23 protein-coding genes are annotated in these 23,287 nt (G+C 66.9%); 16 read left to right on the forward strand and 7 right to left on the reverse strand.

Translation table 11 applies throughout. The features are described 5' to 3' along the window. Positions 1-32: 32 nt before the first annotated feature. Both infA and ABE472_RS00440 read left to right on the forward strand, forming a co-directional pair. Complete coding sequence (infA, locus tag ABE472_RS00435; protein WP_005409596.1) at positions 33-251, forward strand: translation initiation factor IF-1; 219 nt, start codon at positions 33-35, stop codon at positions 249-251. A 215-nt stretch (positions 252-466) separates the two neighbouring features. Further along, complete coding sequence (locus ABE472_RS00440) at positions 467-829, forward strand: hypothetical protein (RefSeq protein WP_070471582.1); 363 nt, start codon at positions 467-469, stop codon at positions 827-829. Positions 830-911: 82 nt separating this feature from the next. On the opposite strand, the gene clpA is transcribed toward ABE472_RS00440, so the two are convergent. Next, positions 912-3,191: an ATP-dependent Clp protease ATP-binding subunit ClpA gene (clpA, locus tag ABE472_RS00445; RefSeq protein ID WP_313212303.1), complete on the reverse strand. Its 2,280-nt coding sequence runs from the start codon at positions 3,189-3,191 to the stop codon at positions 912-914. A 374-nt stretch (positions 3,192-3,565) separates the two neighbouring features. Further along, positions 3,566-3,898 (reverse strand): ATP-dependent Clp protease adapter ClpS, encoded by a 333-nt coding sequence (clpS, locus tag ABE472_RS00450; RefSeq protein WP_121036775.1) that lies wholly within the window; start codon positions 3,896-3,898, stop codon positions 3,566-3,568. A gap of 94 nt (positions 3,899-3,992) precedes the next feature. Between clpS and ABE472_RS00455 the strand changes: the two genes are divergently transcribed. The 6 genes from ABE472_RS00455 (at position 3,993) to ABE472_RS00480 (ending at position 8,400) form a co-directional block, all read left to right on the forward strand. Continuing rightward, positions 3,993-4,457 (forward strand): YbjN domain-containing protein, encoded by a 465-nt coding sequence (locus tag ABE472_RS00455; protein WP_313212302.1) that lies wholly within the window; start codon positions 3,993-3,995, stop codon positions 4,455-4,457. A gap of 1 nt (position 4,458) precedes the next feature. Beyond that, complete coding sequence (locus ABE472_RS00460; RefSeq protein ID WP_313212301.1) at positions 4,459-4,920, forward strand: NUDIX hydrolase; 462 nt, start codon at positions 4,459-4,461, stop codon at positions 4,918-4,920. After that, the gene (mnmA, locus tag ABE472_RS00465) at positions 4,917-6,056 is read left to right on the forward strand and encodes a tRNA 2-thiouridine(34) synthase MnmA (protein ID WP_313218289.1); all 1,140 of its coding nucleotides are present in this window, start codon (positions 4,917-4,919) and stop codon (positions 6,054-6,056) included. The genes ABE472_RS00460 and mnmA overlap by 4 nt, the downstream gene beginning before the upstream one ends. Beyond that, entirely contained in the window at positions 6,053-6,667 is a 615-nt protein-coding gene (gene hflD / locus ABE472_RS00470) for a high frequency lysogenization protein HflD (protein WP_152150794.1), read from the forward strand. Before mnmA ends, hflD begins: the two co-directional genes overlap by 4 nt. A gap of 146 nt (positions 6,668-6,813) precedes the next feature. Next, complete coding sequence (locus ABE472_RS00475) at positions 6,814-8,004, forward strand: methyl-accepting chemotaxis protein (RefSeq protein ID WP_121036770.1); 1,191 nt, start codon at positions 6,814-6,816, stop codon at positions 8,002-8,004. Positions 8,005-8,103: 99 nt separating this feature from the next. Then, complete coding sequence (locus ABE472_RS00480; protein ID WP_313212299.1) at positions 8,104-8,400, forward strand: hypothetical protein; 297 nt, start codon at positions 8,104-8,106, stop codon at positions 8,398-8,400. 367 nt (positions 8,401-8,767) lie between these two features. Here the strand turns inward: ABE472_RS00480 and ABE472_RS00485 are convergent, their stop codons facing one another. Then, entirely contained in the window at positions 8,768-11,554 is a 2,787-nt protein-coding gene (locus tag ABE472_RS00485; RefSeq protein WP_313212298.1) for an EAL domain-containing protein, read from the reverse strand. Positions 11,555-11,704: 150 nt separating this feature from the next. Here ABE472_RS00485 and ABE472_RS00490 point away from each other — a divergent pair, with 150 nt between their 5' ends. Then, the gene (locus ABE472_RS00490; protein ID WP_346462275.1) at positions 11,705-13,810 is read left to right on the forward strand and encodes a PAS domain S-box protein; all 2,106 of its coding nucleotides are present in this window, start codon (positions 11,705-11,707) and stop codon (positions 13,808-13,810) included. 3 nt (positions 13,811-13,813) lie between these two features. Beyond that, positions 13,814-15,571 carry an EAL domain-containing protein gene (locus ABE472_RS00495; protein ID WP_346462273.1) on the forward strand — a complete coding sequence of 586 codons (1,758 nt, stop codon included), beginning with the start codon at positions 13,814-13,816 and terminating at the stop codon, positions 15,569-15,571. 228 nt (positions 15,572-15,799) lie between these two features. Here ABE472_RS00495 and ABE472_RS00500 read toward each other — a convergent pair whose 3' ends face one another. The 4 genes from ABE472_RS00500 to flgA all read right to left on the reverse strand — a co-directional run bounded on the left by ABE472_RS00500 (position 15,800) and on the right by flgA (position 18,502). After that, the gene (locus ABE472_RS00500; RefSeq protein ID WP_313212295.1) at positions 15,800-17,023 is read right to left on the reverse strand and encodes an ATP-binding protein; all 1,224 of its coding nucleotides are present in this window, start codon (positions 17,021-17,023) and stop codon (positions 15,800-15,802) included. Positions 17,024-17,107: 84 nt separating this feature from the next. After that, positions 17,108-17,440 (reverse strand): hypothetical protein, encoded by a 333-nt coding sequence (locus ABE472_RS00505; protein WP_026070037.1) that lies wholly within the window; start codon positions 17,438-17,440, stop codon positions 17,108-17,110. 2 nt (positions 17,441-17,442) lie between these two features. After that, entirely contained in the window at positions 17,443-17,745 is a 303-nt protein-coding gene (gene flgM / locus ABE472_RS00510) for a flagellar biosynthesis anti-sigma factor FlgM (protein ID WP_313212294.1), read from the reverse strand. Between the two features lie 109 nt (positions 17,746-17,854). After that, positions 17,855-18,502 (reverse strand): flagellar basal body P-ring formation chaperone FlgA, encoded by a 648-nt coding sequence (gene flgA / locus ABE472_RS00515; protein WP_346465012.1) that lies wholly within the window; start codon positions 18,500-18,502, stop codon positions 17,855-17,857. Positions 18,503-18,607: 105 nt separating this feature from the next. Here flgA and ABE472_RS00520 point away from each other — a divergent pair, with 105 nt between their 5' ends. The 6 genes from ABE472_RS00520 (at position 18,608) to ABE472_RS00545 (ending at position 23,274) form a co-directional block, all read left to right on the forward strand. After that, on the forward strand, positions 18,608-19,552 hold the full coding sequence (locus tag ABE472_RS00520; protein WP_346462269.1) for a chemotaxis protein: 945 nt from the start codon (positions 18,608-18,610) through the stop codon (positions 19,550-19,552). 159 nt (positions 19,553-19,711) lie between these two features. Continuing rightward, the gene (gene flgB / locus ABE472_RS00525) at positions 19,712-20,107 is read left to right on the forward strand and encodes a flagellar basal body rod protein FlgB (RefSeq protein ID WP_152150781.1); all 396 of its coding nucleotides are present in this window, start codon (positions 19,712-19,714) and stop codon (positions 20,105-20,107) included. A 3-nt stretch (positions 20,108-20,110) separates the two neighbouring features. After that, positions 20,111-20,518: a flagellar basal body rod protein FlgC gene (gene flgC, locus ABE472_RS00530; RefSeq protein WP_019184776.1), complete on the forward strand. Its 408-nt coding sequence runs from the start codon at positions 20,111-20,113 to the stop codon at positions 20,516-20,518. 26 nt (positions 20,519-20,544) lie between these two features. Continuing rightward, the gene (locus ABE472_RS00535; protein ID WP_346462267.1) at positions 20,545-21,231 is read left to right on the forward strand and encodes a flagellar hook capping FlgD N-terminal domain-containing protein; all 687 of its coding nucleotides are present in this window, start codon (positions 20,545-20,547) and stop codon (positions 21,229-21,231) included. Between the two features lie 31 nt (positions 21,232-21,262). Then, positions 21,263-22,486, forward strand: a complete 1,224-nt coding sequence (flgE, locus tag ABE472_RS00540) for a flagellar hook protein FlgE (RefSeq protein WP_070471591.1) — start codon at positions 21,263-21,265, stop codon at positions 22,484-22,486. 32 nt (positions 22,487-22,518) lie between these two features. Further along, on the forward strand, positions 22,519-23,274 hold the full coding sequence (locus ABE472_RS00545) for a flagellar basal body rod protein FlgF (RefSeq protein WP_019184779.1): 756 nt from the start codon (positions 22,519-22,521) through the stop codon (positions 23,272-23,274). The last annotated feature ends 13 nt before the right edge of the window (positions 23,275-23,287 follow it).

Genomic DNA, 23,287 nt, shown 5'->3' on the forward strand with positions numbered 1-23,287 from the left:
GCTCGGCCGGTTACAGAACTGCACAGGACTACATGTCGAAAGACGACTCCATCGAGTTCGAAGGCACCGTCAGCGAGACGCTGCCGAACACCACTTTCCGCGTACGACTGGAAAATGGGCATGAAATCATCGCCCACATCTCCGGCCGCATGCGCAAGAACTACATCCGCATCCTGACGGGCGACCGCGTCAAGGTCGAAATGACCCCGTACGATCTGACCAAGGGTCGCATCACCTACCGCATGAAATAAGCGGTCCGGGGGTTGTTCCCGCCAGAAGGCCAGCCAGGTGCTGGCCTTTTCGCGTGGGCGGCATTCCCCCGGCAGCGGCCTTACCCTGCCAAGCGACACCCTGACCCAGTGCACCCTGACGTCGGTCAGGATGCCTTGATGCAGATTCGCCCTGGCACGCAACGGTCCACGCTGGCGGTCGATCCAATCCGGATCATGACCCGATGGCCCCCGCCATGAAGTACCTGTCTCCCCTGCTCCTGATCACCTGTCTGGCCGCCGCGTCGGCCCAGGCCGCCGAACCCACAGCCCCCGGCGACTGCATCACGCTCTCCGCGGATCAACAGCTGGTACGCAACGGGGCTGACCGCGACGTGCTGCTGCGCAATGGCGACCAGCATTACCTGGTGCGTTTCGAACGCTCCTGCAGCAGCGCCGCGATGTCGCCGAAGCTCGCCTTTGTCACGCCCGGCCGGGAGGGCCAACTCTGCGGCGCAGGGGCCAGCAAGCTGCGCACCAATGGACAGAGCTGCGCGATCAGTGCCGTTGATCCGATCACCGCCGAGGAATTCACACGTAAGGCGCGCGCGCGCCAGTGATCGACCAAGCGCCCACGCCCGCCTAAACAAAAGCCCCCTTTCGGGGGCTTTTGCATTCATCTCGACAACACCTGCGACCCGATTACACCGTGGCCGGCAACAGACGCTCCGGCTCGGCCTCGGTCTCGACAAACAGCTGGTCGTCGCGGACGTCGATGCTGACCTTGCCACCGTTGACCAGCTTGCCGAACAGCAGCTCGTCGGCCAGCGGACGCTTGATCTTGTCCTGGATCACGCGCGCCATCGGGCGGGCACCCATCAGCGGATCGAAGCCATGGTGGGCCAGCCAGTCGCGCGCGGTCGGGGTGGCCGACAGGCTGACGTGCTTTTCCTGCAGCAGCATTTCCAGCTCGATCAGGAACTTGTCCACCACGCGCAGGATGTGCTCGAAGCCCAGCGCCTGGAACTGCACGATCGCATCCAGACGGTTGCGGAACTCCGGCGTGAAGCTCTTGCGGATGACCTCCATCGCGTCGGTGGCATGGTCCTGGCGGGTGAAGCCGATCGAACGCCGCGAGGCCTGGGCCGCGCCGGCATTGGTGGTCATCACCAGCACCACGTTCTTGAAGTTCGCCTCACGGCCATTGGTGTCGGTCAGCACACCGCGGTCCATGACCTGCAGCAGGATGTTGAAGATGTCCGGGTGGGCTTTTTCCACCTCGTCCAGCAGCAGCACGCAGTGCGGGGTCTTGACGATCTTCTCGGTCAGCAGGCCGCCCTGGTCGAAGCCGACATAGCCCGGAGGGGCACCGATCAGGCGGCTGATCGAATGCGACTCCATGTACTCGCTCATGTCGAAGCGGACCAGCTCGATGCCCAGCTGCAGCGCGAGCTGCTTGGTCACCTCGGTCTTGCCCACGCCGGTCGGGCCGGAGAACAGGAAGTTGCCGATCGGCTTTTCCGGATTGGCCAGGCCCGAGCGGGCCAGCTTGATCGCCGAGGACAGTGTCTCGATGGCCGGGTCCTGGCCGAAGATCACCATCTTCAGGTTGCGCTCCAGATGCTGGAGCACGTCCTTGTCGGTCGCGCTGACCTGCTTGGCCGGGATGCGGGCCATCTTGGCGACGATGGTCTCGATCTCCTCGATGTCGATCAGTTCCTTGCGCTCACCGTCCGGCAGCAGGCGCTGGCGGGCACCGGCTTCGTCGATCACATCGATCGCCTTGTCCGGCAGCAGGCGGTCGTTGATGTGCTTGACCGACAGATCCACCGCAGCCTGCAGCGCGTCATCGGCGTAGGTCACGCCGTGGTGCGCTTCGTACTTGGGTTTGAGGCCCTGCAGGATCTCGTAGGTTTCACCCACCGTCGGCTCGACGATGTCGATCTTCTGGAAACGGCGGGCCAGGGCCCGATCCTTCTCGAAGATGCCGCGGTATTCCTGGAAGGTGGTCGAGCCGATGCAGCGCAGCTCGCCCGAGGCCAGGGCCGGCTTGATCAGGTTGGAGGCATCCATGGTGCCGCCCGAGGCGGACCCGGCACCGATGATGGTGTGGATCTCATCGATGAACAGCACCGCATTGGGCAGCTTCTTCATCGCGGTCAGCACGCCCTTCAGGCGCTTTTCGAAGTCGCCGCGGTACTTGGTCCCGGCCACCAGCGCGCCGAGGTCCAGCGAATAGATCACCGCATCGGCGAGCACATCCGGCACCGACCCTTCCACGATGCGCTTGGCCAGGCCTTCGGCGATCGCCGTCTTGCCCACGCCCGCCTCGCCCACGTACAGCGGGTTGTTCTTGCGGCGACGGCACAGGACCTGGATGGTGCGCTCGATTTCATCGGCACGGCCGACCAGCGGGTCGATCTTGCCGTTGCGGGCCTGGTCGTTGAGGTTGCTGGCGAACTCGGCCAGGGCATCGCCCTTGCCTTCGCCCTCGGCACCCTCGGTGCGGCCCTCGCCATCGGCGGCGGGCGGCACTTCGCCCTCCTCGCCCAGCTTGGCGATGCCATGGGAGAGGTAGTTGACGATATCCAGCCGGGTGACGTCCTGCTGGTTGAGGTAGTACACGGCGTGCGAGTCCTTCTCGCCGAAGATCGCCACCAGCACGTTGGCGCCGGTGACTTCCTTCTTGCCCGAGGACTGCACGTGGTACACCGCGCGCTGCAGCACGCGCTGGAAGCCCAGCGTCGGCTGGGTATCGCGCCCATCATCTTCGGCCAGGCGCGAGACCGAGGCCTCGATGGCCTGTTCCAGTTCCTGGCGCAGGCGGTCGGCATCCGCGCCGCAGGCCTTTAGGACGGCCTGGGCGGACGGGTTGTCGAGCAGTGCCAGCAGCAGGTGTTCCACCGTCATGAATTCATGCCGGGCCTCACGGGCGCGCTTGTAGCACTGTCCGATGGTGTGTTCGAGGTCTTTACTGAACATGATTAACTCCGGCGGCAGTTAGGAACAATATGCGGCCAACCTTCACGATTTCCATCACCCTAGCGGATCAGTGCGTTCAGACGGCGTTAGCACTTGCCTGACCGCTCCGTCCATTCGACGAGCCTCCATCATGCACGATCTTCCGGCCACGAAATGGCAGCTTGGCCGTGATGGCAATGTCACGGCCAGCCAACGCTGCTGCAGCGGCCCGCGGGTGGCGGCGGGAGGGACTGGCGCGCGCGCCATCGTCGGACCGCCAGAGCGGGCTTCGTAGCAGGCACGGCGCAGGGACACGCCGGCCGCTGAGGGCCGGATGTCAGTGTTGGTGGAACAGTGCGGATCGCGGGCACACGCAGTGCAGGCCCGCCAGAACGTCAGCCGCTGGCCTTTTCCATCGTGCACAACAGCGGATGCTGGTTCATGCGCGAGAACTCGTTGACCTGGGCGACCTTGGATTCGGCGACCTCGCGGGTGAATACCCCGCACACGCCGCGACCGCGGGTGTGCACGTGAAGCATCACCTGGGTGGCCTGGTCCAGATCCATCGAGAAGAAGTGCTGCAGGACCGTCACCACGAAATCCATCGGGGTGTAGTCGTCGTTCAACAGCATCACCTGGTACATCGGCGGTGGCGCGACCTCAGGGCGTGCAGGCTCAAGCAGCACGCCATGGTCGTGATGAGTTTCGTGGGAAGTCTCGCGGGGCATCCCCACATTATAGGGCTCCAGCCCCCGGATTGGACGTTGCCCCCCGCCGCCCTTCACAATCTGCACTCTCCAACCAGACCTTCACAGGGATTTCATGAAAAGGATTGCTGCCGCACTGCTGCTGGCCGTGACTGCCACCGGCGCCCATGCGGCCGAGCCGGACAAGGCGGTCGGGCGTGCCCTGGACACGCTGAAGTACACCTACGAGGTGGACGAGGACGGCGACTACAAGATGGTCTTCGACATGGATGATGGCCGCAGCCAGCTGGCCTTCGTGCGCTCCACCGTCGAGGAGTTCGGCAAGCACAAGATCCGTGAGATCTGGTCGCCGGCCTACAATTCGCCGGGCAAGCAGTTCCCCGCTGCCGTCGCCAACCGCCTGCTGGAAGACTCGCAGGATGCCAAGATGGGTGCCTGGGTGAAGCAGGACCAGCTGGCGATGTTCGTGGTCAAGGTCGATGCCACTGCCACCCCGGAGCAACTCAGCGACGCCATCGATGCGGCCATCCGCACTGCGGACGCCATGGAACTCGAACTGACCGAGCAGGACGAATACTGAAGTGAATGCCGTGCAGGAACCGCGCTGGACGCCCCATGTCACCGTGGCCACCGTGGTGGTGCGTGATGGGCGTCTGTTGCTGGTCGAGGAGGCGATCGACGGGCGCCAGGTGCTGAACCAGCCCGCTGGGCACCTGGAGCCGGACGAATCGCTGGCGGCGGCTGCCGTGCGTGAAACGCTGGAAGAGACCGGCTGGACGGTGCGCTTGAGCGCCTTCATCGGTACCTACCAGTGGACCGCCCCGGATGGCACGCCGTTCCTGCGCTTTGCCTACGCGGCCGAACCGGTGTCGCACGATCCCGACCGGCCGCTGGACGACGGCATCCTGCGCGCGCTCTGGCTGACCCCGGCCGAGCTGAAGGCCGATCCCGACCGCCTGCGCAGCCCACTGGTCTGGCAGGTGGTCGAAGATTACCTGGCGGGCCAGCGCCACCCGCTCTCCATCGTCAAGGAGGCTGCATGAGCACCCCGCGCATCATGGTCGGTGTCTCCGGCGGCGTGGACTCCTCCGTCGCGGCCTGGCGGCTGGTCCAGCAGGGCGAGCCGGTGGCCGGGCTGTTCATGCAGAACTGGGCCGATGACGGCAGCGGCGATTGCCGCGCCGAAGATGACCGCCGCGATGCCGTGGCCGTGTGCGGCCTGCTCGGCATCCCGTTCCACTTCCGCGATTTCTCCAGCGAGTACTGGCAAGGGGTGTTCGAACACTTCCTGGCCGAGTACGCCGCCGGCCGCACGCCCAATCCGGACGTGCTGTGCAACCGCGAAGTGAAGTTCAAGCATTTCCTCGATGCCGCGCGTGAGCTCGGCGCCGAGCGCATCGCGACCGGGCATTACGCCCGTGTCGCGCAGGTCGGCGGCCGCTGGGCACTGCTGCGTGGTGCCGACCGCAGCAAGGATCAGAGCTACTTCCTGCACCAGCTGGGCCAGGAACAGCTGGCCGCCACGCTGTTCCCGATCGGCGATCTGCAGAAGAACGACCTGCGCCGGATTGCCCGGGACGCGCGCCTGCCCACCCACGCCAAGAAGGATTCCACCGGGATCTGCTTCATCGGCGAACGCGACTTCCGCGAGTTCCTCGGCCGCTATCTGCCGGCGAAAACAGGCGAGATCCGCGATCCCGATGGCGCCCTGATCGCCGAACATCCCGGCGTGTTCTATTTCACGCTCGGCCAGCGCGAGGGCCTGAACATCGGCGGCGTGCGAGGCCGGCCGGCGGCGCCGTGGTATGTGGTCGGCAAGGACGTCGCCAGCAACGTGCTGTACGTGGACCAGGACCGCGAGAGCCCGTGGCTGCAGTCCACCCGGCTGCACTCCGAGGCCGCCCACTGGATCGCCGGCGCCCCGCCCGCGCGCCGGTTCGCGTGCACTGCCCAGACCCGGTACCGCCAGCCCGATGAACCCTGCACGGTGTCTGTGCGCGATGACGGCACCCTGGAGGTGCGCTTCGCCCGGCCGCAGCGTGCCGTCACCCCCGGTCAATCGCTGGTGTTGTATGACGATGAGGTCTGCCTTGGCGGCGCCGTCATCGCCGCCACCGATGCCCCCCTGGAACAGCGCCTTCGCGCCACCCCTTCTCCTTTCGAGGTATCTGCTGCATGAGTTTTTCCGTCGACGACCGCGTTCTTGCTCTGGCCGGCATCGCCCAGGCCCTGCAGCAGGTCCGCCGCATCGCCGAAACCGGCCACTCCGAAGCCGCCGTGGTCCGCACCGCGGTGGAAAGCGTGTTCCGCATTGACGCGGCCAGCCCGCAGGAGATCTACGGCAGCGCCAGCAATGTCGCCCCGGGCCTGCGCCTGCTGCACAACTACCTGAGCAGCCAGGGCCAGGATGAGCACCTGCCTCGCCTGGCCTTGTCCGTGCTGCAGCTGGAGCGCCGGTTCGTGCGCGAGAACGAGATCGTGGCCAAGGTCAGCACCGGCATCGAGCGCGCCCAGGCCCAGGCCAGCGAGCTCGGCGACAGCGCCCACCCGGACGTGCTCGCTGCGCTGGGCGGCCTGTACGCAGACACCATCAGCAACCTCAAGCCGCGCGTGATGGTCCAGGGCAATCCGCACTACCTCGGCCAGGCCGGCGTGGTCGCCGAGATCCGCGCCCTGCTGTTGGCGGCGGTCCGCTCGGCAGTGCTGTGGCGCCAGACCGGCGGCCAGTACTGGGACTTCCTGTTCTCCCGCAAAACGATGCTCGAAGCGGTCGCGCGCCAGCTGCGCTGAGCCGCGGCGAAGGGGCCGCCGGCGGGATCGGCGGCCCAGCCTCGTGCCCCTTGGGTCGAGGGCGACGGGCGGAAAAATCATGCGGACGGCTAAAGCAAACCGGGGTACGGCCGATACAGCATCCGTGCACCTCCCCGAGAACGTCCATGTACTCACGCCTCTTCATCCGTCTGGCCGCCCCCCTGGTCCTGACCCTTCTGCTTCCCTTTGCCATCGGCTTCGAGTGGCCAGCCGCCCTGCGTTGGGCGATCCTGAGCACGATGACGCTCAGCTGGCTCGGGTTTGCCTGGTGGAGCGCCCGCGCCCAGACCCAGCGTTCGCCTGAGCAGGCCCGCATCCTGCGCGAGCAGGACCAGTTGCTGACCGAGCTGCGCTCGTTTGTCGGCAACGAAATCGAAGGCTCGCGTGGCGAGGTCGAACGTGCCCGCGATCTGATCCGACATGCGGTCGGTGGCCTGGGCAGCAGCTTCGATGCCATGAACCGCAAGTCGCGCCAGCAGAGCCAGGCCCTGGCCCGTATCGTCGACCGCGCCGGTGACGAAGGTGGTGCCGGCGTCGACGTGGCCCGTTTCGCCCAGCACGCCAGCCATCGCATGGAGCAGCTGGTCGAGGCGCTGGAGCAGGTCAGCGGCCAGAGCAGCACCACCGTGCAGCACATCGACCAGATGGCGCAGCACCTGGATGGCATTTTCGCGCTGCTGGAAGACGTCAAGTCGATTGCCGACCAGACCAACCTGCTGGCCCTGAACGCCGCCATCGAGGCCGCGCGTGCTGGTGAAGCCGGCCGCGGTTTCGCGGTGGTCGCCGACGAAGTCCGCAACCTGTCCGAGCGCTCCACCACCTTCAACGAGCAGATCCGCAAGCTGGCCCACAGCTCCAAGGACGCCATCGCCAAGGTGCGCGAGACCGTCTCGCACATGGCCTCCCGCGATATGGACCGCTCCCGCGAAGCGCGCCATGAAGCGGCGCAGATGCTGGACAACGTGGCGCAGATCAATGCATCGCTGGGTGACGGCATGCGTGAGATCTCCGAGTGCGGCCGCGCCATCGACAGCAGCGTCGCCGAAGCCGTGCGTGCCCTGCAGTTCGAGGACATCGCCACCCAGGCCCTGGGCGGCGTACATACCCACCTGGATCGCCTGACCGCGATCAACCGCGAGGCGGTGGCCCTGCAGGAACTGCTGCATCGCAGTGGCGGCGTGTTCGACGAAGAAGTCGTGACCGCCCTGCAGCGCACCGGCACCCGCCTGCGCGACATGCGCACCGAGTGGGAGCGCCCGCCGCACAAGGCCGTCGCCCAGCAGAGCATGGCCGCCGGCGCGGTCGAGTTGTTCTGATCCAGCGTTACCGTGCCCTTCCCGGCACACCCTGCGGCCCCGGTTTACCCCGGGGCCGTTGTGCTTGCACTACCCGCCTTGGCTGCAGATGATTACCTGATGTTGAACGCGTCCCTGCTGTCGGTTGCCTCTGTTGTCCCCGCCGAGCTGGAGCCGGCGGTGCCGGGCAGTGACGCCGTCACTCTCGCAGCCGCACCTGCCGCTGCGGCTGCGCCACTGCAGGGCCGCGCCCTGATCGCCCGGCTGGAGCAGCTTGCCCAGCAGGAACTGGCGCAGCTGGCCAAGCGCCCCTCGCCCGCCATTGCCGCACTGCCACCCGCGATCGATCCTGCCCTCGCCGGCCTGGCCTGGGATCTGGGCTTGAGCGGTGATGATCTGGGTGCAGCTGCGCGCTGACGGCGCGGCATCCGCCACGTCTCCCGATCAGTCTGTATCGATGCAGTTACCGGAGCACAATTGCTCCGTCGCGGACCCGCGAAAGGCATTCAACATGGATATCCTCCCGCCTTGCCTGGCGTGAGCCTGCCGATGCGCGACTACTACCGGATCGAATGCTACACAGCCGAACGTAAACGCACGCTCGGCCATTGCTGCCTGCCCATCCTGTTGTGAGAGTCGCTGGTGGCGAGTATCGACTGCAAAGGAAGTCCTCCCGCATCTCGCCAGGGCGCTGCACCAGTCAGGCTGGCGACGCCGTTGGCAACCGCCTGATTCTCAGAGTCAGGTCAGGCGGGCAGCCCCGCACAGGGCGACGACGCCGCCCTCAAACGCTTTGCGTCACCGCTGCATAACTCTCGCGTGGCGGCGTCTGGGTACCCAGCTTCAACCACTGCGCCAGATCGCGCGGGGCCAGCGGGCGCGAGTACAGGTAGCCCTGGATCTCATCACAGCCCTGGCGGCGCAGCATCGCCTCTTCCTGCTCGGTCTCCACCCCTTCGGCCACGACCTTCATGCCCAGCGCATGGCCCAGATGCACGATCGCCTGGGTGACTTCGGCGGTGCCGGCATCGTGCAGCATGCCCTGCACGAAGCTGCGGTCGATCTTGAGGCGTCCGACCGGGAAGCGATTGAGATAATGCAGGTTCGAGAAACCGGTGCCGAAATCGTCGACGGCCAGCGGCACGCCGTGCCGCTCCAGCACATCGAAGCAGTGCCGCAGCACCTCGGTGTCACGGATCAGGGCGGACTCGGTCAGCTCCAGCTCCAGGCGCTGCGGTGGCCAGCCGTGGGCGTGGCAGATGTCGATCACGCGCTCGGCAAAGCCGCGGTCGCGCAGCTGCACGGCCGAAACGTTCACCGCCACGCGGTCGAACTGCAGGCCGGCAGCGTCCCACGCGGCGGCCTGGCGGCAGGCTTCGGCCAGCACCCAGTCGCCGATGCGCACGATCTCGCCGCACTTCTCGGCTATCGGGATGAACTCGGCCGGGCTGCAGTAGCCGATGCCGGGGCGATGCCAGCGCAGCAGCGCCTCGATCGCCGGGGGCTGGTCGTTCTCGGCATGCATCAGGGGCTGGTAGGCCAGGGTGAACTCTTCGCGTTCGATCGCGCCAAGCAGCGCGTGCTCGATCTCCAGCTTGCGCTGGATCTTGGCCAGCGCGTCCTGGCTGTAATACTGGTAGGTGTTGCGCCCGGCTTCCTTGGCCGCGTACATCGCCGCATCGGCGGCGCGCAGCAGTGATTCGAAATCCTGGCGGCTGTCGTCGAGCATCGCGATGCCGACGCTGGCGCCGACCTTCAACGTGCTCTCGCCGCGGTGCAGCGGCTCGGCCAGTGAGGCGATCAGCTTGCGCGCGACGTGGCCCGCGTCTTCCGGCGCGGCCAGGTCGCGCAGCACCACGATGAACTCGTCCCCGCTGAAGCGCCCGAACAGGTCGTTGTTGCGCAGGCTCTGGTGCAGGCGCGAGGCGGCCGCCTTGAGCAGCGCATCGCCGGTGGCGTGGCCGAAGGTGTCGTTGATGGTCTTGAAGCCATCCAGATCGATGAACAGCATCGCCAGCGGGCTGCCGCGGTCGCGGGCTTCCTCGATGGCGTCTGCGGTCTGCTCGCGCAGCAGCATGCGGTTGGGCAGGCCGGTGAGCAGATCGTAATGCGCCAGAAGCTCGATGCGCTCGTTGGCTTCGCGCTCGCGGGTGATGTCACGGAACAGCACCACGAAGCGGGTCGGCAGGCCATCGCGGCGGTCCAGCTCGATCAGCACCTGCACCCAGATGCGCAGCCCGGACTGCCGGTAGAAACACAGGTCCAGCTGCTCGGGCAGCCCGCCCTCGGCGATCCGCAACAGGGCTGCCTCGAACGCGTCGCGCGAGTCCTGGGTGTACAGGCTCAGTGCCTGGTCCAGGCTGATCGCCTCCTTGCGCAGGCCGTGGATGCGATAGCACTCCTCGGTCCACTGCATGTGGCGGGTGCCCACCTCGATCTCGCAGCCGCCGATGCGACCCAGCGCGGAAACGCGGTTGAGCAGCTCGGTGCGCCAGCGGATCAGCGCATCGGTCTGGTGTTGCTCGGTGATGTTCTGGACCTGCCCGAGCAGGCGCTGGATCCGCCCGTCCGGACCGATCAACGGCTGCATCCACACGCGCAGGTGCAGCGCACCGCCGTTGTCACGAATCAGCTCCAGCTCCAGGGTGGTGGCCGCGCCATCGCGCCACATCCGGCGCCAGGCGCCACGCAGCCGGCCGCGGGAGTGCGGCTCCAGCTGGCGCAGCCAGTGGCGGCGGCCGTGCAGCGGTGCATCACCGGTCTCCAGCAGCGCCCGGAACTCGGGCGACCACCAGAACTGGCGCGCCTCCGGATCCCACGACCAACTGCCCATGCTGGCGATCCGCTGGGCTTCGCGCAGGTGCACCTGCTGCTCGCGCAGCTGGGCTTCCATCTGCTTCTGGGCCTGGATGTCGGTGTGGGTGCCGACCATCCGCAGCGGCTGGCCGTCGGCCGTTCGGGTGACCACGCGGCCGCGATCCAGCACCCAGCGCCACTCCCCGTTGGGGTGGCGGGCACGGAACTGGGTGGTATAGGCATCGCTCTCGCCGCGCAGGTGGGCATCCATCGCCACGCGCACCGCGGGCTGATCGTCCGGGTGGACGTTCTCCAGCAGAGCGCTGACACCGTCGGCGTGACTGTGTGAATCTTCGATGGGCTGGCCGTCCCAGCGCCGTGAGCGGCGCACACTGTCACTGGGCAGATCCCAATCCCACAGCCCGTGCCCGGCGTGATCCAGAGCCACTTCCCAGCGGCTGCCCGCATAGGCGGCGACCGGCTCGGGCACGCTCAGGGTGAAGGCCAGCAGGTGCCCATCCGGATCGTGCACGGCGCGCATCCAGCCATCGAAGCGACCACCGGGCCCGCCGGGAAGCTGGCAGGGCACCAGCCCACCGTCGGCGGCGAGCAGGCGCAGGTCTTCCAGCACCTCCCCGTAGGCGGCGACCGTCGCCGGCAGGCCATGCTCGCGCGCGGCCGGGTTGGCGGCGATCGGGCGACCGGCACGGTCGAGGATCACCAGCGCCGAGGCCAATGGGTGCTGCAGCAGACTCGCGATAATCCCTTGGTCCACGCCCTGTAACTCCGATAACGCACCCGACAACCGGGGAACGCAATCGTTAACGGCGGAGATTGCGGTTTATTGAGTTCCCTGGTGCCCTGCATCCTCGCCCGGGGCAGGTAAGATGACACTCGCCTTGTCCGATTGGCCCCGCCCTGCCCCATGTCGACCCGCCTGCCAGGCCCTTCCGAACCCGCTGCCGAGACCCCGCTGGCACGCGATCTGCGCCGCGACCGCTGGCGTGTGGTCGTGGCCTACCTGGTGCTGGCCCTGGTGTGGATCCTGAGCAGCGACGCGGCGGTCAAGCTGGTGGCCGGGGATCTGCAGACGGCCGCGCAGTGGCAGACCATCAAGGGCACATTCTTCGTGGTCGCCAGCGCGGCCCTGATCTATCTGCTGCTGCGCCCGCTGGCCCAGCACGTGCTGCACACCCACGCGCGGCTGGAGAGTTCGGAAACGCGCCACCGGCAGATGTTCGAAGGCAATCCCGGGCCGATCCTGGTCTACGACCTGGCGTCGCTGGCGATCCTGGACGTCAACCCGGCCGCGGCCAGCTTCTTCGGCTTCAGCCGCGAGGCCTTCACCGCGATGCCGATCACCGCGCTGTGGCCGCCCGGGCACGAGGCCATGCTCGAGGCCAAGCTGGACCACATCCGCGCCAATCCCGAGCAACTGTGCGTGATCACCGCCGACCTACGCCTGAGTGACGGCAGCACCCGGCGGATGGAGATGCGCAGCAATTTCATCGATTACGGCGGCCGTCGCGCGCGTCTGTTGATCGCGATCGACCGCACCCGCGAAGACCAGGCGTTGTTGCGCCGCGACCAGGCGCTGGCCCGGGTGGAAGAAGCGCACGAGATGGCGCGCATCGGCGCATGGGAGATCGACCCGGCCACTGGCCTGGGCCGGTACGCCAATCAGGTGTATCGCCTGCTCGGGCGGCGCGCGCCCGACGCCCGGCGCTGGCACCGGTTCGATGAGCTGCTGGTGCCGGCCGATCCGGCCACGGCGGCGCTCAGCGAACAACTGTTGCAGGAGATGAGCTCCGGCGAGCCCGTGCAGATCGATGTACTACTGCCGTTGCTGGCGATGGACGGGCGCGCCCTGATGGTGCACCTGCGCGCCGAGAGCGGCCAGGACGACGCCGGCCGCCCGCGCGTGCTGGGCACCTTGCAGGATGTCACCGAGCGCGAGCAGTCGCGGCGCCTGCTGCGTGAGCGCGAAGAACAATTCCGCGAGCTGGTGCGGGTACTGCCTGATGGCGTGGTGATCCTGTCCGAGGAGCACGTGCTGTACGCCAATGCCTGCGCGGCCACCCAATTCGGCTACGGACACCACACCCTGCTCGGCGAACCGCTGGCCGCCCTCGTCACCGACGACGACCTGCCCCGCGTGCGGGCGCAGTTGTTCGCCCAGTTGCCCCTGCAGAGCGCCGGGGCTGGCGAAGTGATCGGCATGCGCCGCTTCAACGGCCAGGCCTTCCAGGCCGGCCTGGCGGTCGGCGATGTGCGCTACGGCGGGCGCAACTGCAAGCTGCTGATCGTGCGCGACCTCAGCGAGCCCGAGCGCATCCGCGAGGCGCTGGAAACCAGCAACCGTGAGTTGCAGGCGATGGCCGGGCGACTGTTCTCGCTGCAGGAGGACGAGCGCCGGGCGATCTCGCGCGATCTGCACGACGACATCGGCCAAGCGATCACCGCGATGAAACTGTCTGCCTACGCCGCCCAGGACGAGCAGGACGCCGCCCGCCGCGATGAAGACCTTGCCCAGATCATCCAGCTGGCCGATGCGACCGTCGGCAAGCTGCGCGACATTTCCACCCTGCTGCGCCCACCGCAGCTGGATGCGCTGGGGCTGGAAGCGGCACTGCGCTGGCAGGCCGGCGTGCTGTTCCGCTCGGCGGCGATCGAACTGCTGCCGGACATCCAGTCCCTGCCCCGACGCCCGGCCGGCGACATCGAACAGGCGTGCTTCCGCATCGCACAGGAGAGCCTCACCAACGTGCTGCGCCACGCCCGCGCCAGCCAGGTCAACCTGCACCTGCGCGATGTGGACGACCACGGCCTGCACCTGCAGGTCCGCGATGATGGTGAGGGCTTCGACCCGGACGGCCCGCGCGGGCTGGGCCTGATCGTGATGCGCGAGCGCGCGCAGAGCGTGGGTGGCACATTACGCATCGAATCGGCGCACGGCGCCGGTACCCTGATCGACCTTTACCTGCCGTACCGCGCCGCCGGCGCGACGGCTCACGACGCTCTGGAACACTGACCCATGTGGAACCCTTCCCTGCCCCTGGTCAGCATCGAGGATGCACCGCCCCGCCTGGGCGCGGGCAACCCCGAGCTGCAGGCCATGGTGACCGAGGCTGCCTCTGGCGGCACGCCGCTGATGCTGATGCACGTGGATATCGACCACTTCGCTTCGGTCAACGAGAACATGAGCGCGGAGGTGGGCGATCAGGCCCTGGTGCTGGTCGCACAACGCCTGCTGCACCACCTGCGCGGGCGCGGCAAGCTGTGGCGCCACGGCAGCGATGAATTCCTGCTGGCCGTGCCGCGCACTGCGGACATGCCGCTGCCCGAGGACCTGGCCGAGGAAATCCGCCAGCAGCTTGAGCTGCCGCTGTCGGTGCTGCCGTACACGTTGTTCATGACCGGCAAGCTGGGCGTGAGCCTGTGCCCGGAGCACGGCACCGGCGTGTCGCGCCTGCTCGACCACGCCGAAGATGCGCTGCACCAGGCCGCCCGCGAAGGCGGCAATGCGGTGCGCATCCACGCGGTGGATACGCCGTCCAGCGCACATAGCGAGAGCATCATCGCGCGCCAGATTGTCGACGCCATCCCCAATGGCGAACTCAAACTGCGTTACCAGCCGCTGGTCAGCGCCCGCGACGGCCACGTGGTCGGCATGGAAGCACTGCTGCGCTGGCAATCGCCCACGCTGGGCATGCTGGTGCCGGAGCGCTTCATGCGCACCGCCGAGCGCCTGGGCATCATCGTGCAGATCGGCACCTGGGTGCTGGAAGGCGCGCTCAAACAGGCCAAGCTGTGGCGCGACCAGGGCTTCGATGACTTCACCATCGCAGTGAACGTATCCACCCTGCAGTTGCTGCGCCCGAACTTCTTCGCCGAGGTCATGTCGCTGATGCAGGCCGCTGGCGTCCCGGCGCAGATGCTGACGCTGGAGATCAACGAAAGCGCGCTGACCAACAACGTCAACTTCGTGCACGAAACCCTGGTCAACCTGCGCAACGAAGGCATCAGCCTGAGCCTGGACAACTTCGGCACCGGTGATTCCAGCCTCAGCGCGCTGGTCCGGTATCCGGTGGACAAGCTCAAGATCGACCGCAGCTTCATCAAGAGCGCGCCGGCCGGCAACCGCGAAGCCGCGATCGCCCGCGCGATCATCGCCATGGGCCACCAGCTGGGCATGACCGTGATCGCCAACGGCGTGGAATCCCAGGCCCAGCTCGGCTTCCTGCGCCGCAACGACTGCGATGTGTTCCAGGGCTATCTGTTCGGCGAGCCGATGTCGGCCGATGCCGCCGGCATGACCCTGCGCCGCCGTTACCTGCGTCCGGAGGCCTTCGCAGAAACCCGTCCGGACCGCACGCTGCTGCTGCTGGATGACGAAGAAAACGTGCTGCGCTCGCTGGTGCGCCTGTTCCGTCGCGACGGTTACCGCATTCTCGCTGCCGGCAATGTGCGCGATGCCTTTGATCTGCTGGCCATCAACGACGTGCAGGTGATCCTGTCCGATCAGCGCATGAGCGACATGAGCGGCACCGAGTTCCTGGGCCGGGTGAAGATGCTCTACCCGGATACGATCCGCCTGGTGCTGTCCGGTTACACCGACCTCAACACCGTGACCGACGCGATCAACCGTGGCGCCATCTACCGGTTCCTGACCAAGCCGTGGAACGACGATGAGCTGCGCAAGCACATCCACCAGGCATTCCGCACCCACGAGGAACAGCGCAGGGCGAACACGGCACCGGCGCCAGCGCTGCCGGCGGTTGACGCGGAGTGAGTCGGATTGAGTCGGATTGAGGCGGATTGAGACGGATTTAGACGGATTTAGACGGATTTAGACGGATTGAGGCGGATTGAGGCGGCAGCCGACCAACGGTCGGCTCTACGTTGCACGCGCCGGAGATCCTGGTAGAGCCGACCGTTGGTCGGCTGCTCTTGCCCAACCGAACGCGATACCTGAAAGCCCGCGCAATGCGGGCCAGCGGCCGGCGCGACGGTTGTCGGATCAGCGCGGCTGTTTGATCGGCAGCACCAGCCGGAACTTGGAGCCCACGCCCGGCGTGCTCTCCAGATCGATGCGGCCATGGTGCTTGTTGATGATGCTGTAGGAGATCGACAGACCCAACCCGGTGCCGCTGCCGACCGGCTTGGTGGTGAAAAACGGATCGAAGATGCGCTGGCGCAGGTCCGGCGAGATGCCGCCGCCGGTGTCTTCGAATTCCACCCAGACCGTGTCGCCCTCCACCCCGGTGCGCACATGGATCGTGCCGCGGTCGGCAATGGCGTGGCCGGCGTTGAGCAGCAGGTTCATGTACACCTGGTTCAACTCCGACGGCAGGCACTCCACCAGCGGCAGCTGGCCGAACTCGCGGTGCAGGGTCACCTTGTACTTGAGCTCGTTCCAGATGATGTTGATCGTGGATTCCAGGCCTGCATGCAGGTCCACCAGCTTCCACGACTCATCCCGGCCGGAATACGAGAAGTCCTTCAGATCGCGCACGATGCGGGTCACCCGCTCGATGCCCTCGCGTGATTCGGCCATCAGCTGCGGAAGATCGCGGCTGATGAAATCGATGTCGAAGCGTTGGCGGATGTCATCGATTTCCGGGATCAGCGCCTTCGGGTCCGGCGCACGCAGGGCCCGCTCATAGGCTTCGATCACGGTGAACAGGCTGCGCAGGTATTCCTGCAGGCTGCCCAGGTTGGAGTGCACATAACCGATCGGGTTGTTGATCTCGTGCGCCACACCGGCGGCGAGCTGGCCGATCGAGGCCATCTTCTCCGACTGCAGCAGCTTTTCCTGGGTGCCGTTGAGGCGCAGGTAGGCCTGGCGCAGTTCGGCATGGCGCTGCTGCAGCTCGCGCTCGTAATCCTCCTGGCCTTCGATGCGGCGGAACAGGGCCAGATAGTGCCGCTGGCCGCCATCGTCATGATGGTAGACGTGGGCGATGACCATGCGTTCGTCGACCGGCAGGCTGCCGTTCCAGTGGCCGTTGAGGCGCGCCTGTTCCAGCGCATCCGGTGGCAGCAGCTGGCGCAGCCATTGCGCCGGGGTGAGGGCGGCATCGCGCTCGGCCTGGCCGAGGATCTCGCTGACGGCGGCATTGGCCAGCGCCACGCTGCCATCCTCGCGGAACAGCAGCACGCCCTCCTTGATCCGTTCAAACAGGGCAAGCAGGACCGGATGCGGGGGCAACGGGGCGGTGACAAGGGCGGAAGTTACGGTCACGGTCACATCGAGGCGGCTGGAAACAGGCGCTCAATATACGCGGTGACGTTCACATCGGCAGCCGGGGGCCGCCAGACGGGGAGATCAGGCGACCGCGAGGGGCCGCCGGGTATGCAGGATGTGCGACTGGCCCTTGGCGTCATACGCCGAGGATTCTTCACTGCGGCCGAGCTGGCGCAGGGCCCAGTTGACCTCGCGGCGGCGGCGCGACAGCAGCACACCGTTGGCGTGGTTGCGCTCGGCCAGTTCCTGCACGCGTTCGGCCTGGCCGACCGGCAGCGCGGCCTCGAGCGCCCGAAGCGCTTCCAGTTTGGCGCCGGTCGCACGGATCAGCGCGTGCACGTCATGCTCGACCAATGCCTGGCGTTCGACGTCCAGGGCATCGCTGAGGCGTTGCAGCGGCTCGCTCATCGCCAGCTTCATCCCTGCAGCTGCTGGTCCAGCTCAAGCATGCGCGAAGCGATCGCGTCAGGATTGATCTTGTAGCTGCCGTTCTGCAGCGCATCGCGCACCGCCTGCACACGCCCGGCATCGATCGCCGGCGCCGTGGACAATTCACGCTGCAGGGTCTGCAGGCTGGTGGCTTCGCCGGTCAGGCGCAGGCTGTCAGCGGCTTCCACCGGACGGGCCGGGGCATCGGTGCTGACGCTCGGCTTGTTACCCGGAGCGACGCTGCGCAGATGGGCGGTGGCCGGGAGGTTGCCGTCGATTTTCTGGCTCATGGAGTTGTCCTGGGAATGCGGTTCACAAGGGATAACGGCCGGGCGGACGCCATCTTTAGGGGAATATTGCAGGTTTTGCCGGAAAAGTGGCGCGTATTCACAATCGTGTTCAGCGCGTCACTAAAACGTCACCGCTGGCCGCGACGGTGCCCTGCACGATCCTGCGGGACGACAGGTTCTCGACCGAGACCCGCTCGTTTTCGCCGGCATCGGCCATGGCGCGTCCGGCCACCCGGACCTCCACCCCGCCCCGCCGCGACACCAGCGCGACGCTGTCGCCCCGCCGCACCAGCCGCTGCGCGACCAGGTCATTGGCCGACAGCAGGCTGCCCGCACTGAGAGTCCTGCGTGCTACGCGACCGACCGCCGCGGCCGGATCGGCCAACGCGGCGCCGGCGATCCGGGCCGCATCACGCTGGCCAGTGGTGATATCGGCGGCCGCCAGGGTTTCTCCAGCGGCCACGCCACGGTTGAGGATGAGCACCGTCTGGTTGCGACGCACTTTTACGGGTACGAACAGGCGCCAGCCGCCCGCATCGGGGCAGCTGACCTCCACGGTGCTGCTGCCGGTTGGCTGGGCCGCCAGCGGCTGGCCGCAGGCCGGCAGGCGCAGTGCCGAATCCAGCGTGGTGTCACCTTCGCTGCCGGCCGGGAGGGTGCCCAGCGCCGCCTGGCGGATGCTGTCCACGGGTTGCCAGCCGCCGGCGGCCCAGGCGGGCGCCACCAGCACCAGCGCGGCAAGGACAAGAGAACGCATGGGCACTCCAGGGGCAAGGAACATGGGCAGCACGATGCAAGCGCCGTGCCGAAGCCTGGCGCACGCCGCGCTCAAGTCATCGCCACCGCCGCCGATACCAAGCCCATGTCCCATGACCTGCTCAACCGCATCGACCAGCGTACGCGCCTGGCCGGCCACAATCGTCTGGCCCTGCTGCTGTTCCGGCTGGGGGGACGTCAGCTTTTTGGCGTGAATGTCTTCAAGGTGCAGGAAGTCCTGCGCCGTCCCGGCCTGTTCCAGGTGCCGGGGCTGCCCAGCCAGTTCGCCGGCGTGGCCGATGTGCGTGGCCGCTCGGTGCCGGTGCTGGACCTGGGCCTGGCGATCGGCCACCCCGAGCGTGATCCCGATGCCGACAAGGCGCCCGGCTACCTGGTGGTGACCGAGTTCAACCGCTCCATCCAGGGCTTCCTGGTCAGCGGTGTGGAACGCATCGTCAACATTGCCGTCGAAGACATCCACCCGCCGCCCGAACTGGGCGCCGAGTCGAGCTACCTGACCGCCGTGACCCGTTTCCAGGGCGAGCTGATCCAGGTGATCGACGTGGAAAGCGTGCTGGCCGACATCGCTGAGATCCGCGGTGAGGCGGTGCTGGATCCCTCCATGGCCCTGCCGCCCGATGCCCCGCCGATGCAGGTGCTGGTGGTGGACGACTCGCGCGTGGCCCGCCAGCAGATCCGCAGCGTGCTGGACCAGCTGGGGGTCGGGGCGACCCTGCTCTCGGACGGCAAGCAGGCCCTGGATCACCTCCTACAGATCCATGCTTCGGGCGAGAACCCGGCCGAGCGCTACGCCATGGTGATCTCCGATATCGAGATGCCGGCGATGGACGGCTACACCCTGACGACGGAAATCCGGCGTCACCCGGGCCTGGCCGGCCTGTACGTGCTGCTGCACACCTCCCTGTCGGGCGTGTTCAACAACGCGATGGTGGAACGGGTCGGCGCGAACGCGTTCGTGGCCAAGTACTCCCCGCATGAGCTGGCGGACTTCCTGCTGGACCGCCTGCGCAAGGTGGCGATGGCGGCATGACACGCCGCCCACCGCGGCCGGAATGACCCCCGGCCGCTAGGCGACATCCACGCCCGGCGTGGATCCACCCCGGCGTGAACACGCCGCCGGGGAGCGGCCCGCCGCCCCCTCTGGCACGCCGCTTGCACTGCCCCAGGCATCGTCCCGTGGGAGTGCGTCATGCCCAATCTGATTTCGAACTATCTGGGTGTCCACGCCCAGGCCATGCCGTTGCGCGAGCAGCGGATGAAGCTGATCGCCAGCAACCTGAGCAATGCCGACACCCCCGGGTACAAGGCCCAGGACCTGGACTTCGATGCCGCCCTGCGCAATGCCCAGGGCCTGGATGGCAACGGTCTGCTGAAGACCACCAGTGAAAAGCACTATGAGATCGGCGGCGGGTTGAACCCGTTCCAGATCGCCAAGGAAGGCGTGCAGCCGAGCATCGACGGCAACACCGTCGACCCGGATGCCGAACGCGCCGCCTACGGCCGCGCCGCGCTGGAGTACCGCGCCTCGCTGAGCTTCGTCGAATCCAAGGTGCGCTCCATGCTCACCGCGATCACGGGGCAGTAAGCCATGAGCAATCTGCCCATCTTCGACATCGCCGGTTCCGCGCTGCAGGCGCAGTCCGTGCGCATGAGCACCATCGCCTCCAACCTCTCCAATGCCGACACCGTCGCCGGCTCGGCCGATGCGGTCTACAAGCCGCTGGAGCCGATCTTCCAGTCGGTCACCAGCCGCAACGATCCGAACATCACCACGGTGCAGGTCAAGGAGATCAGCCAGAGCAACGCCGCGCCGATCCAGCGCTACGAGCCGGGCCACCCGCTGGCCGATGCCGATGGCTACATCTACCAGCCGGACGTGGACCCGGTCGCGCAGATGGTCAACCTGATCTCCACCTCGCGCAATTACCAGGCGGGCGTGGAAATGCTGACCACCGCCAAGGAACTGGCGCTGGCCACGCTGACCATGGGTCGCTGACCCTCTAACCGCAGGAATCCCCTCCCATGAGCAGCACCACCGGCGTCGGCCAGAACAGCAGCGACATCTACAGCGCACTGGGCCTGAACGCGCCCAACAGCGATACCAGCAAGAAGAAGAGCACCCTGGACCAGGCCGATTTCATGCGCCTGATGACCGAGCAGCTGCGGCACCAGGATCCGCTCAAGCCGATGGACAACACCCAGATGGTCGCGCAGATGGCGCAGCTGTCGCAGGTCCAGGGCATCACCGACCTCAACAACACGGTCAAGGGCTTCCAGGATTCGATGTCCAGCGACCAGATCCTGCGCGGCGCGGCCCTGGTCGGCCACGAAGTGCTGGTGCCATCGGAAAAGCTGGCCCTGGAGAAGGATGGCGATGTGACCGGCATGGTCGCCGCGCCCGGTGCGGGCTTCGTGACGGTGGACATCACCGACGCCAACGGCGTCAAGGTCAACCAGATCAGCGTGGAAGCCAAGGCCTCCGGCGAAGTCACCTTCGATTGGGACGGCAAGGATGCCAACGGCAACCGCATGGCCGAAGGCACCTACACCATCGCCGCCTCGCACACCGATACCGCCGGCACCAAGACCAAGCTCAACACCTACGTGCAGGCCCCGGTGGAGAGCGTCACGGTCGGCACGGACGGCCTGTACCTCAACCTCAAGGGTCTGGGCACGGCCCCGATCGACTACGTGCTCCGCATCAGCTGAGCCGCCTCACCCGCATCCACAGGAGCATCCCATGGGCTTCAACGTCTCGTTGTCCGGCATCAACGCAGCCAATGCCGATCTGAACGTCACCGCGAACAACATCGCCAACGTCAACACCACCGGCTTCAAACAGTCGCGCGCGGAGTTCGCCGATCTGTTCTCGGCCACCAGTTATGGCCTGTCAAAGAACGCGGTCGGTTCCGGCGTGCGGGTGACCAACGTGGCCCAGCAGTTCTCGCAGGGCAACAACGAACAGACCGGGCGCAGCCTGGACATGGCCATTTCCGGCGAAGGTTTCTTCACCCTGACCATGAACGGTGAGCGCGTGTACTCGCGCGCCGGCAATTTCCAGACCGACCAGGCCGGTTACGTGACCAACCCGCAGGGTGCGCGCCTGCAGGTGTTCGCCCCGAATGCGGACGGCACCAACTTCGATGCCGGCCGCCTGACCGACCTGCAGCTGATGACCACCGACAGCCCGCCGCGGCAGACCGGCAAGGTCGATGTGAGCTTCACCCTGCCGGCCAACGCCAAGCAGCCGACGGTCGCCGCCTTCGACCCGACCGACTCCAACAGCTACAACCACTCCACCGGCGGCATCACCGTGTACGACTCGCTGGGCGTGAGCCACACCCAGACCTCCTACTTCGTGAAGACCGAAAACCCGAACGAGTGGCAGGTTTACAACTACGTGGACGGCAAGGCCGCTGGGACCCCGACCACGCTGCAGTTCTCCGACAGCGGTGCGTTGACCAGCCCGGCCAACGGCCAGATCGTCATGGATCCGTTCACCCCGACCACCGGCGCCGGCGTGCTGTCGATGTCGCTGAACCTGAGCGGCTCGACCCAGTACGGCGAGAAGTTCGCGCTGCGCAACACCCAGCAGGACGGCTATGCGGCAGGCAAGCTCAACGAGATCACCGTCTCCGAAGAGGGCATCGTCTACGCCCGCTACTCCAATGGCGATGACAAGGCGCTGGGCCAGGTCGCCCTGACCACCTTCAACAACGCACAGGGCCTGGAAGCCAAGGGCAACAACCTGTGGACGGAAAGCTTCGCCTCGGGCACGCCCCGCACCGGTGCGCCGGACAGCTCCAACCTGGGCAAGATCCAGGCCGGTTCGCTGGAAGCCTCCACGGTCGACCTGACCGAGCAGCTGGTCAACATGATCACCGCCCAGCGCAACTTCCAGGCCAACTCGCAGATGGTCTCCACGCAGGACCAGATCACCCAGACCATCATCAACCTGCGTTGATGAGCCACTGACCGCAACACGGGACTACACCGATGGACAAGGCACTCTACGTCGCGATGACCGGTGCACGCGCCTCCCTGCAGGCGCAGGGCACGCTGTCGCACAATCTGGCCAACACCGATACCCCCGGCTTCAAGGAGGCGCTCGCCAACACCGAGGCCTTCCCGATCAAGGGGACCGGCTATGCCTCGCGCGTGGATGCCCTGCACGTGGATGCCGGCTTCAACCGGCGCATGGGCGCCCAGCAGATCACCGGCAACCCGCTGGATCTGTCCCTGCAGGCCGGCAACTGGCTGGCCGTGCAGGCACCGGGCGCCAATGGCGGCGAGGCGTATACCCGGGGTGCGGCGCTGTCGATCACGCCCAATGGCCAGCTGGTGACCGCCGGCGGCCATCCGGTGCTGGATGAGAACGGCAACCCGATCGCGATCCCGCCGCACCAGGCGATGGACATCGGCAACGACGGCACGATCTCGATCATCCCGCTGGGCGAAGGCCCGCAGACGATGGCCAACATCGGCCGCATCCGCGTGGTGCAGGCCGACGACGCACGGCTGGAACGCGGCCTGGATGGGCTGATGCGCAACAACGACCCGCAGCAGCCCTTCGTGCAGGCCCAGGGCAAGTCGCTGGAAAGCGGCCAGCTGGAAGGCAGCAACGTCGATGCGGCCGGTGCGCTGGTGCAGATGATCCAGCTGCAGCGCCAGTACGAAATGCAGGTGAAGGTCATCAAGCACGGCGATGACAACGCACGCAGCGCCAACAGCCTGCTGCGCCTGGGCGGTTGACCGCGCGCCGTGA

It is taken from the genome of Stenotrophomonas sp. TWI809 (genome assembly GCF_039673205.1).
Lineage (GTDB): Bacteria > Pseudomonadota > Gammaproteobacteria > Xanthomonadales > Xanthomonadaceae > Stenotrophomonas.

Excerpts from the sequence above, each read along its gene's own strand:
- infA (WP_005409596.1), top strand. The coding sequence starts at position 33 with ATGTCGAAAGACGACTCCATCGAGTTCGAAGGCACCGTCAGCGAGACG.
- ABE472_RS00440 (WP_070471582.1), top strand. The coding sequence starts at position 467 with ATGAAGTACCTGTCTCCCCTGCTCCTGATCACCTGTCTGGCCGCCGCG.
- clpA (WP_313212303.1), bottom strand. The coding sequence starts at position 3,191 with ATGTTCAGTAAAGACCTCGAACACACCATCGGACAGTGCTACAAGCGC.
- clpS (WP_121036775.1), bottom strand. The coding sequence starts at position 3,898 with ATGCCCCGCGAGACTTCCCACGAAACTCATCACGACCATGGCGTGCTG.
- ABE472_RS00455 (WP_313212302.1), top strand. The coding sequence starts at position 3,993 with ATGAAAAGGATTGCTGCCGCACTGCTGCTGGCCGTGACTGCCACCGGC.
- mnmA (WP_313218289.1), top strand. The coding sequence starts at position 4,917 with ATGAGCACCCCGCGCATCATGGTCGGTGTCTCCGGCGGCGTGGACTCC.
- hflD (WP_152150794.1), top strand. The coding sequence starts at position 6,053 with ATGAGTTTTTCCGTCGACGACCGCGTTCTTGCTCTGGCCGGCATCGCC.
- ABE472_RS00475 (WP_121036770.1), top strand. The coding sequence starts at position 6,814 with ATGTACTCACGCCTCTTCATCCGTCTGGCCGCCCCCCTGGTCCTGACC.
- ABE472_RS00480 (WP_313212299.1), top strand. The coding sequence starts at position 8,104 with ATGTTGAACGCGTCCCTGCTGTCGGTTGCCTCTGTTGTCCCCGCCGAG.
- ABE472_RS00490 (WP_346462275.1), top strand. The coding sequence starts at position 11,705 with ATGTCGACCCGCCTGCCAGGCCCTTCCGAACCCGCTGCCGAGACCCCG.
- ABE472_RS00495 (WP_346462273.1), top strand. The coding sequence starts at position 13,814 with ATGTGGAACCCTTCCCTGCCCCTGGTCAGCATCGAGGATGCACCGCCC.
- flgM (WP_313212294.1), bottom strand. The coding sequence starts at position 17,745 with ATGAGCCAGAAAATCGACGGCAACCTCCCGGCCACCGCCCATCTGCGC.
- flgA (WP_346465012.1), bottom strand. The coding sequence starts at position 18,502 with ATGCGTTCTCTTGTCCTTGCCGCGCTGGTGCTGGTGGCGCCCGCCTGG.
- ABE472_RS00520 (WP_346462269.1), top strand. The coding sequence starts at position 18,608 with ATGTCCCATGACCTGCTCAACCGCATCGACCAGCGTACGCGCCTGGCC.
- flgB (WP_152150781.1), top strand. The coding sequence starts at position 19,712 with ATGCCCAATCTGATTTCGAACTATCTGGGTGTCCACGCCCAGGCCATG.
- flgC (WP_019184776.1), top strand. The coding sequence starts at position 20,111 with ATGAGCAATCTGCCCATCTTCGACATCGCCGGTTCCGCGCTGCAGGCG.
- ABE472_RS00535 (WP_346462267.1), top strand. The coding sequence starts at position 20,545 with ATGAGCAGCACCACCGGCGTCGGCCAGAACAGCAGCGACATCTACAGC.
- flgE (WP_070471591.1), top strand. The coding sequence starts at position 21,263 with ATGGGCTTCAACGTCTCGTTGTCCGGCATCAACGCAGCCAATGCCGAT.
- ABE472_RS00545 (WP_019184779.1), top strand. The coding sequence starts at position 22,519 with ATGGACAAGGCACTCTACGTCGCGATGACCGGTGCACGCGCCTCCCTG.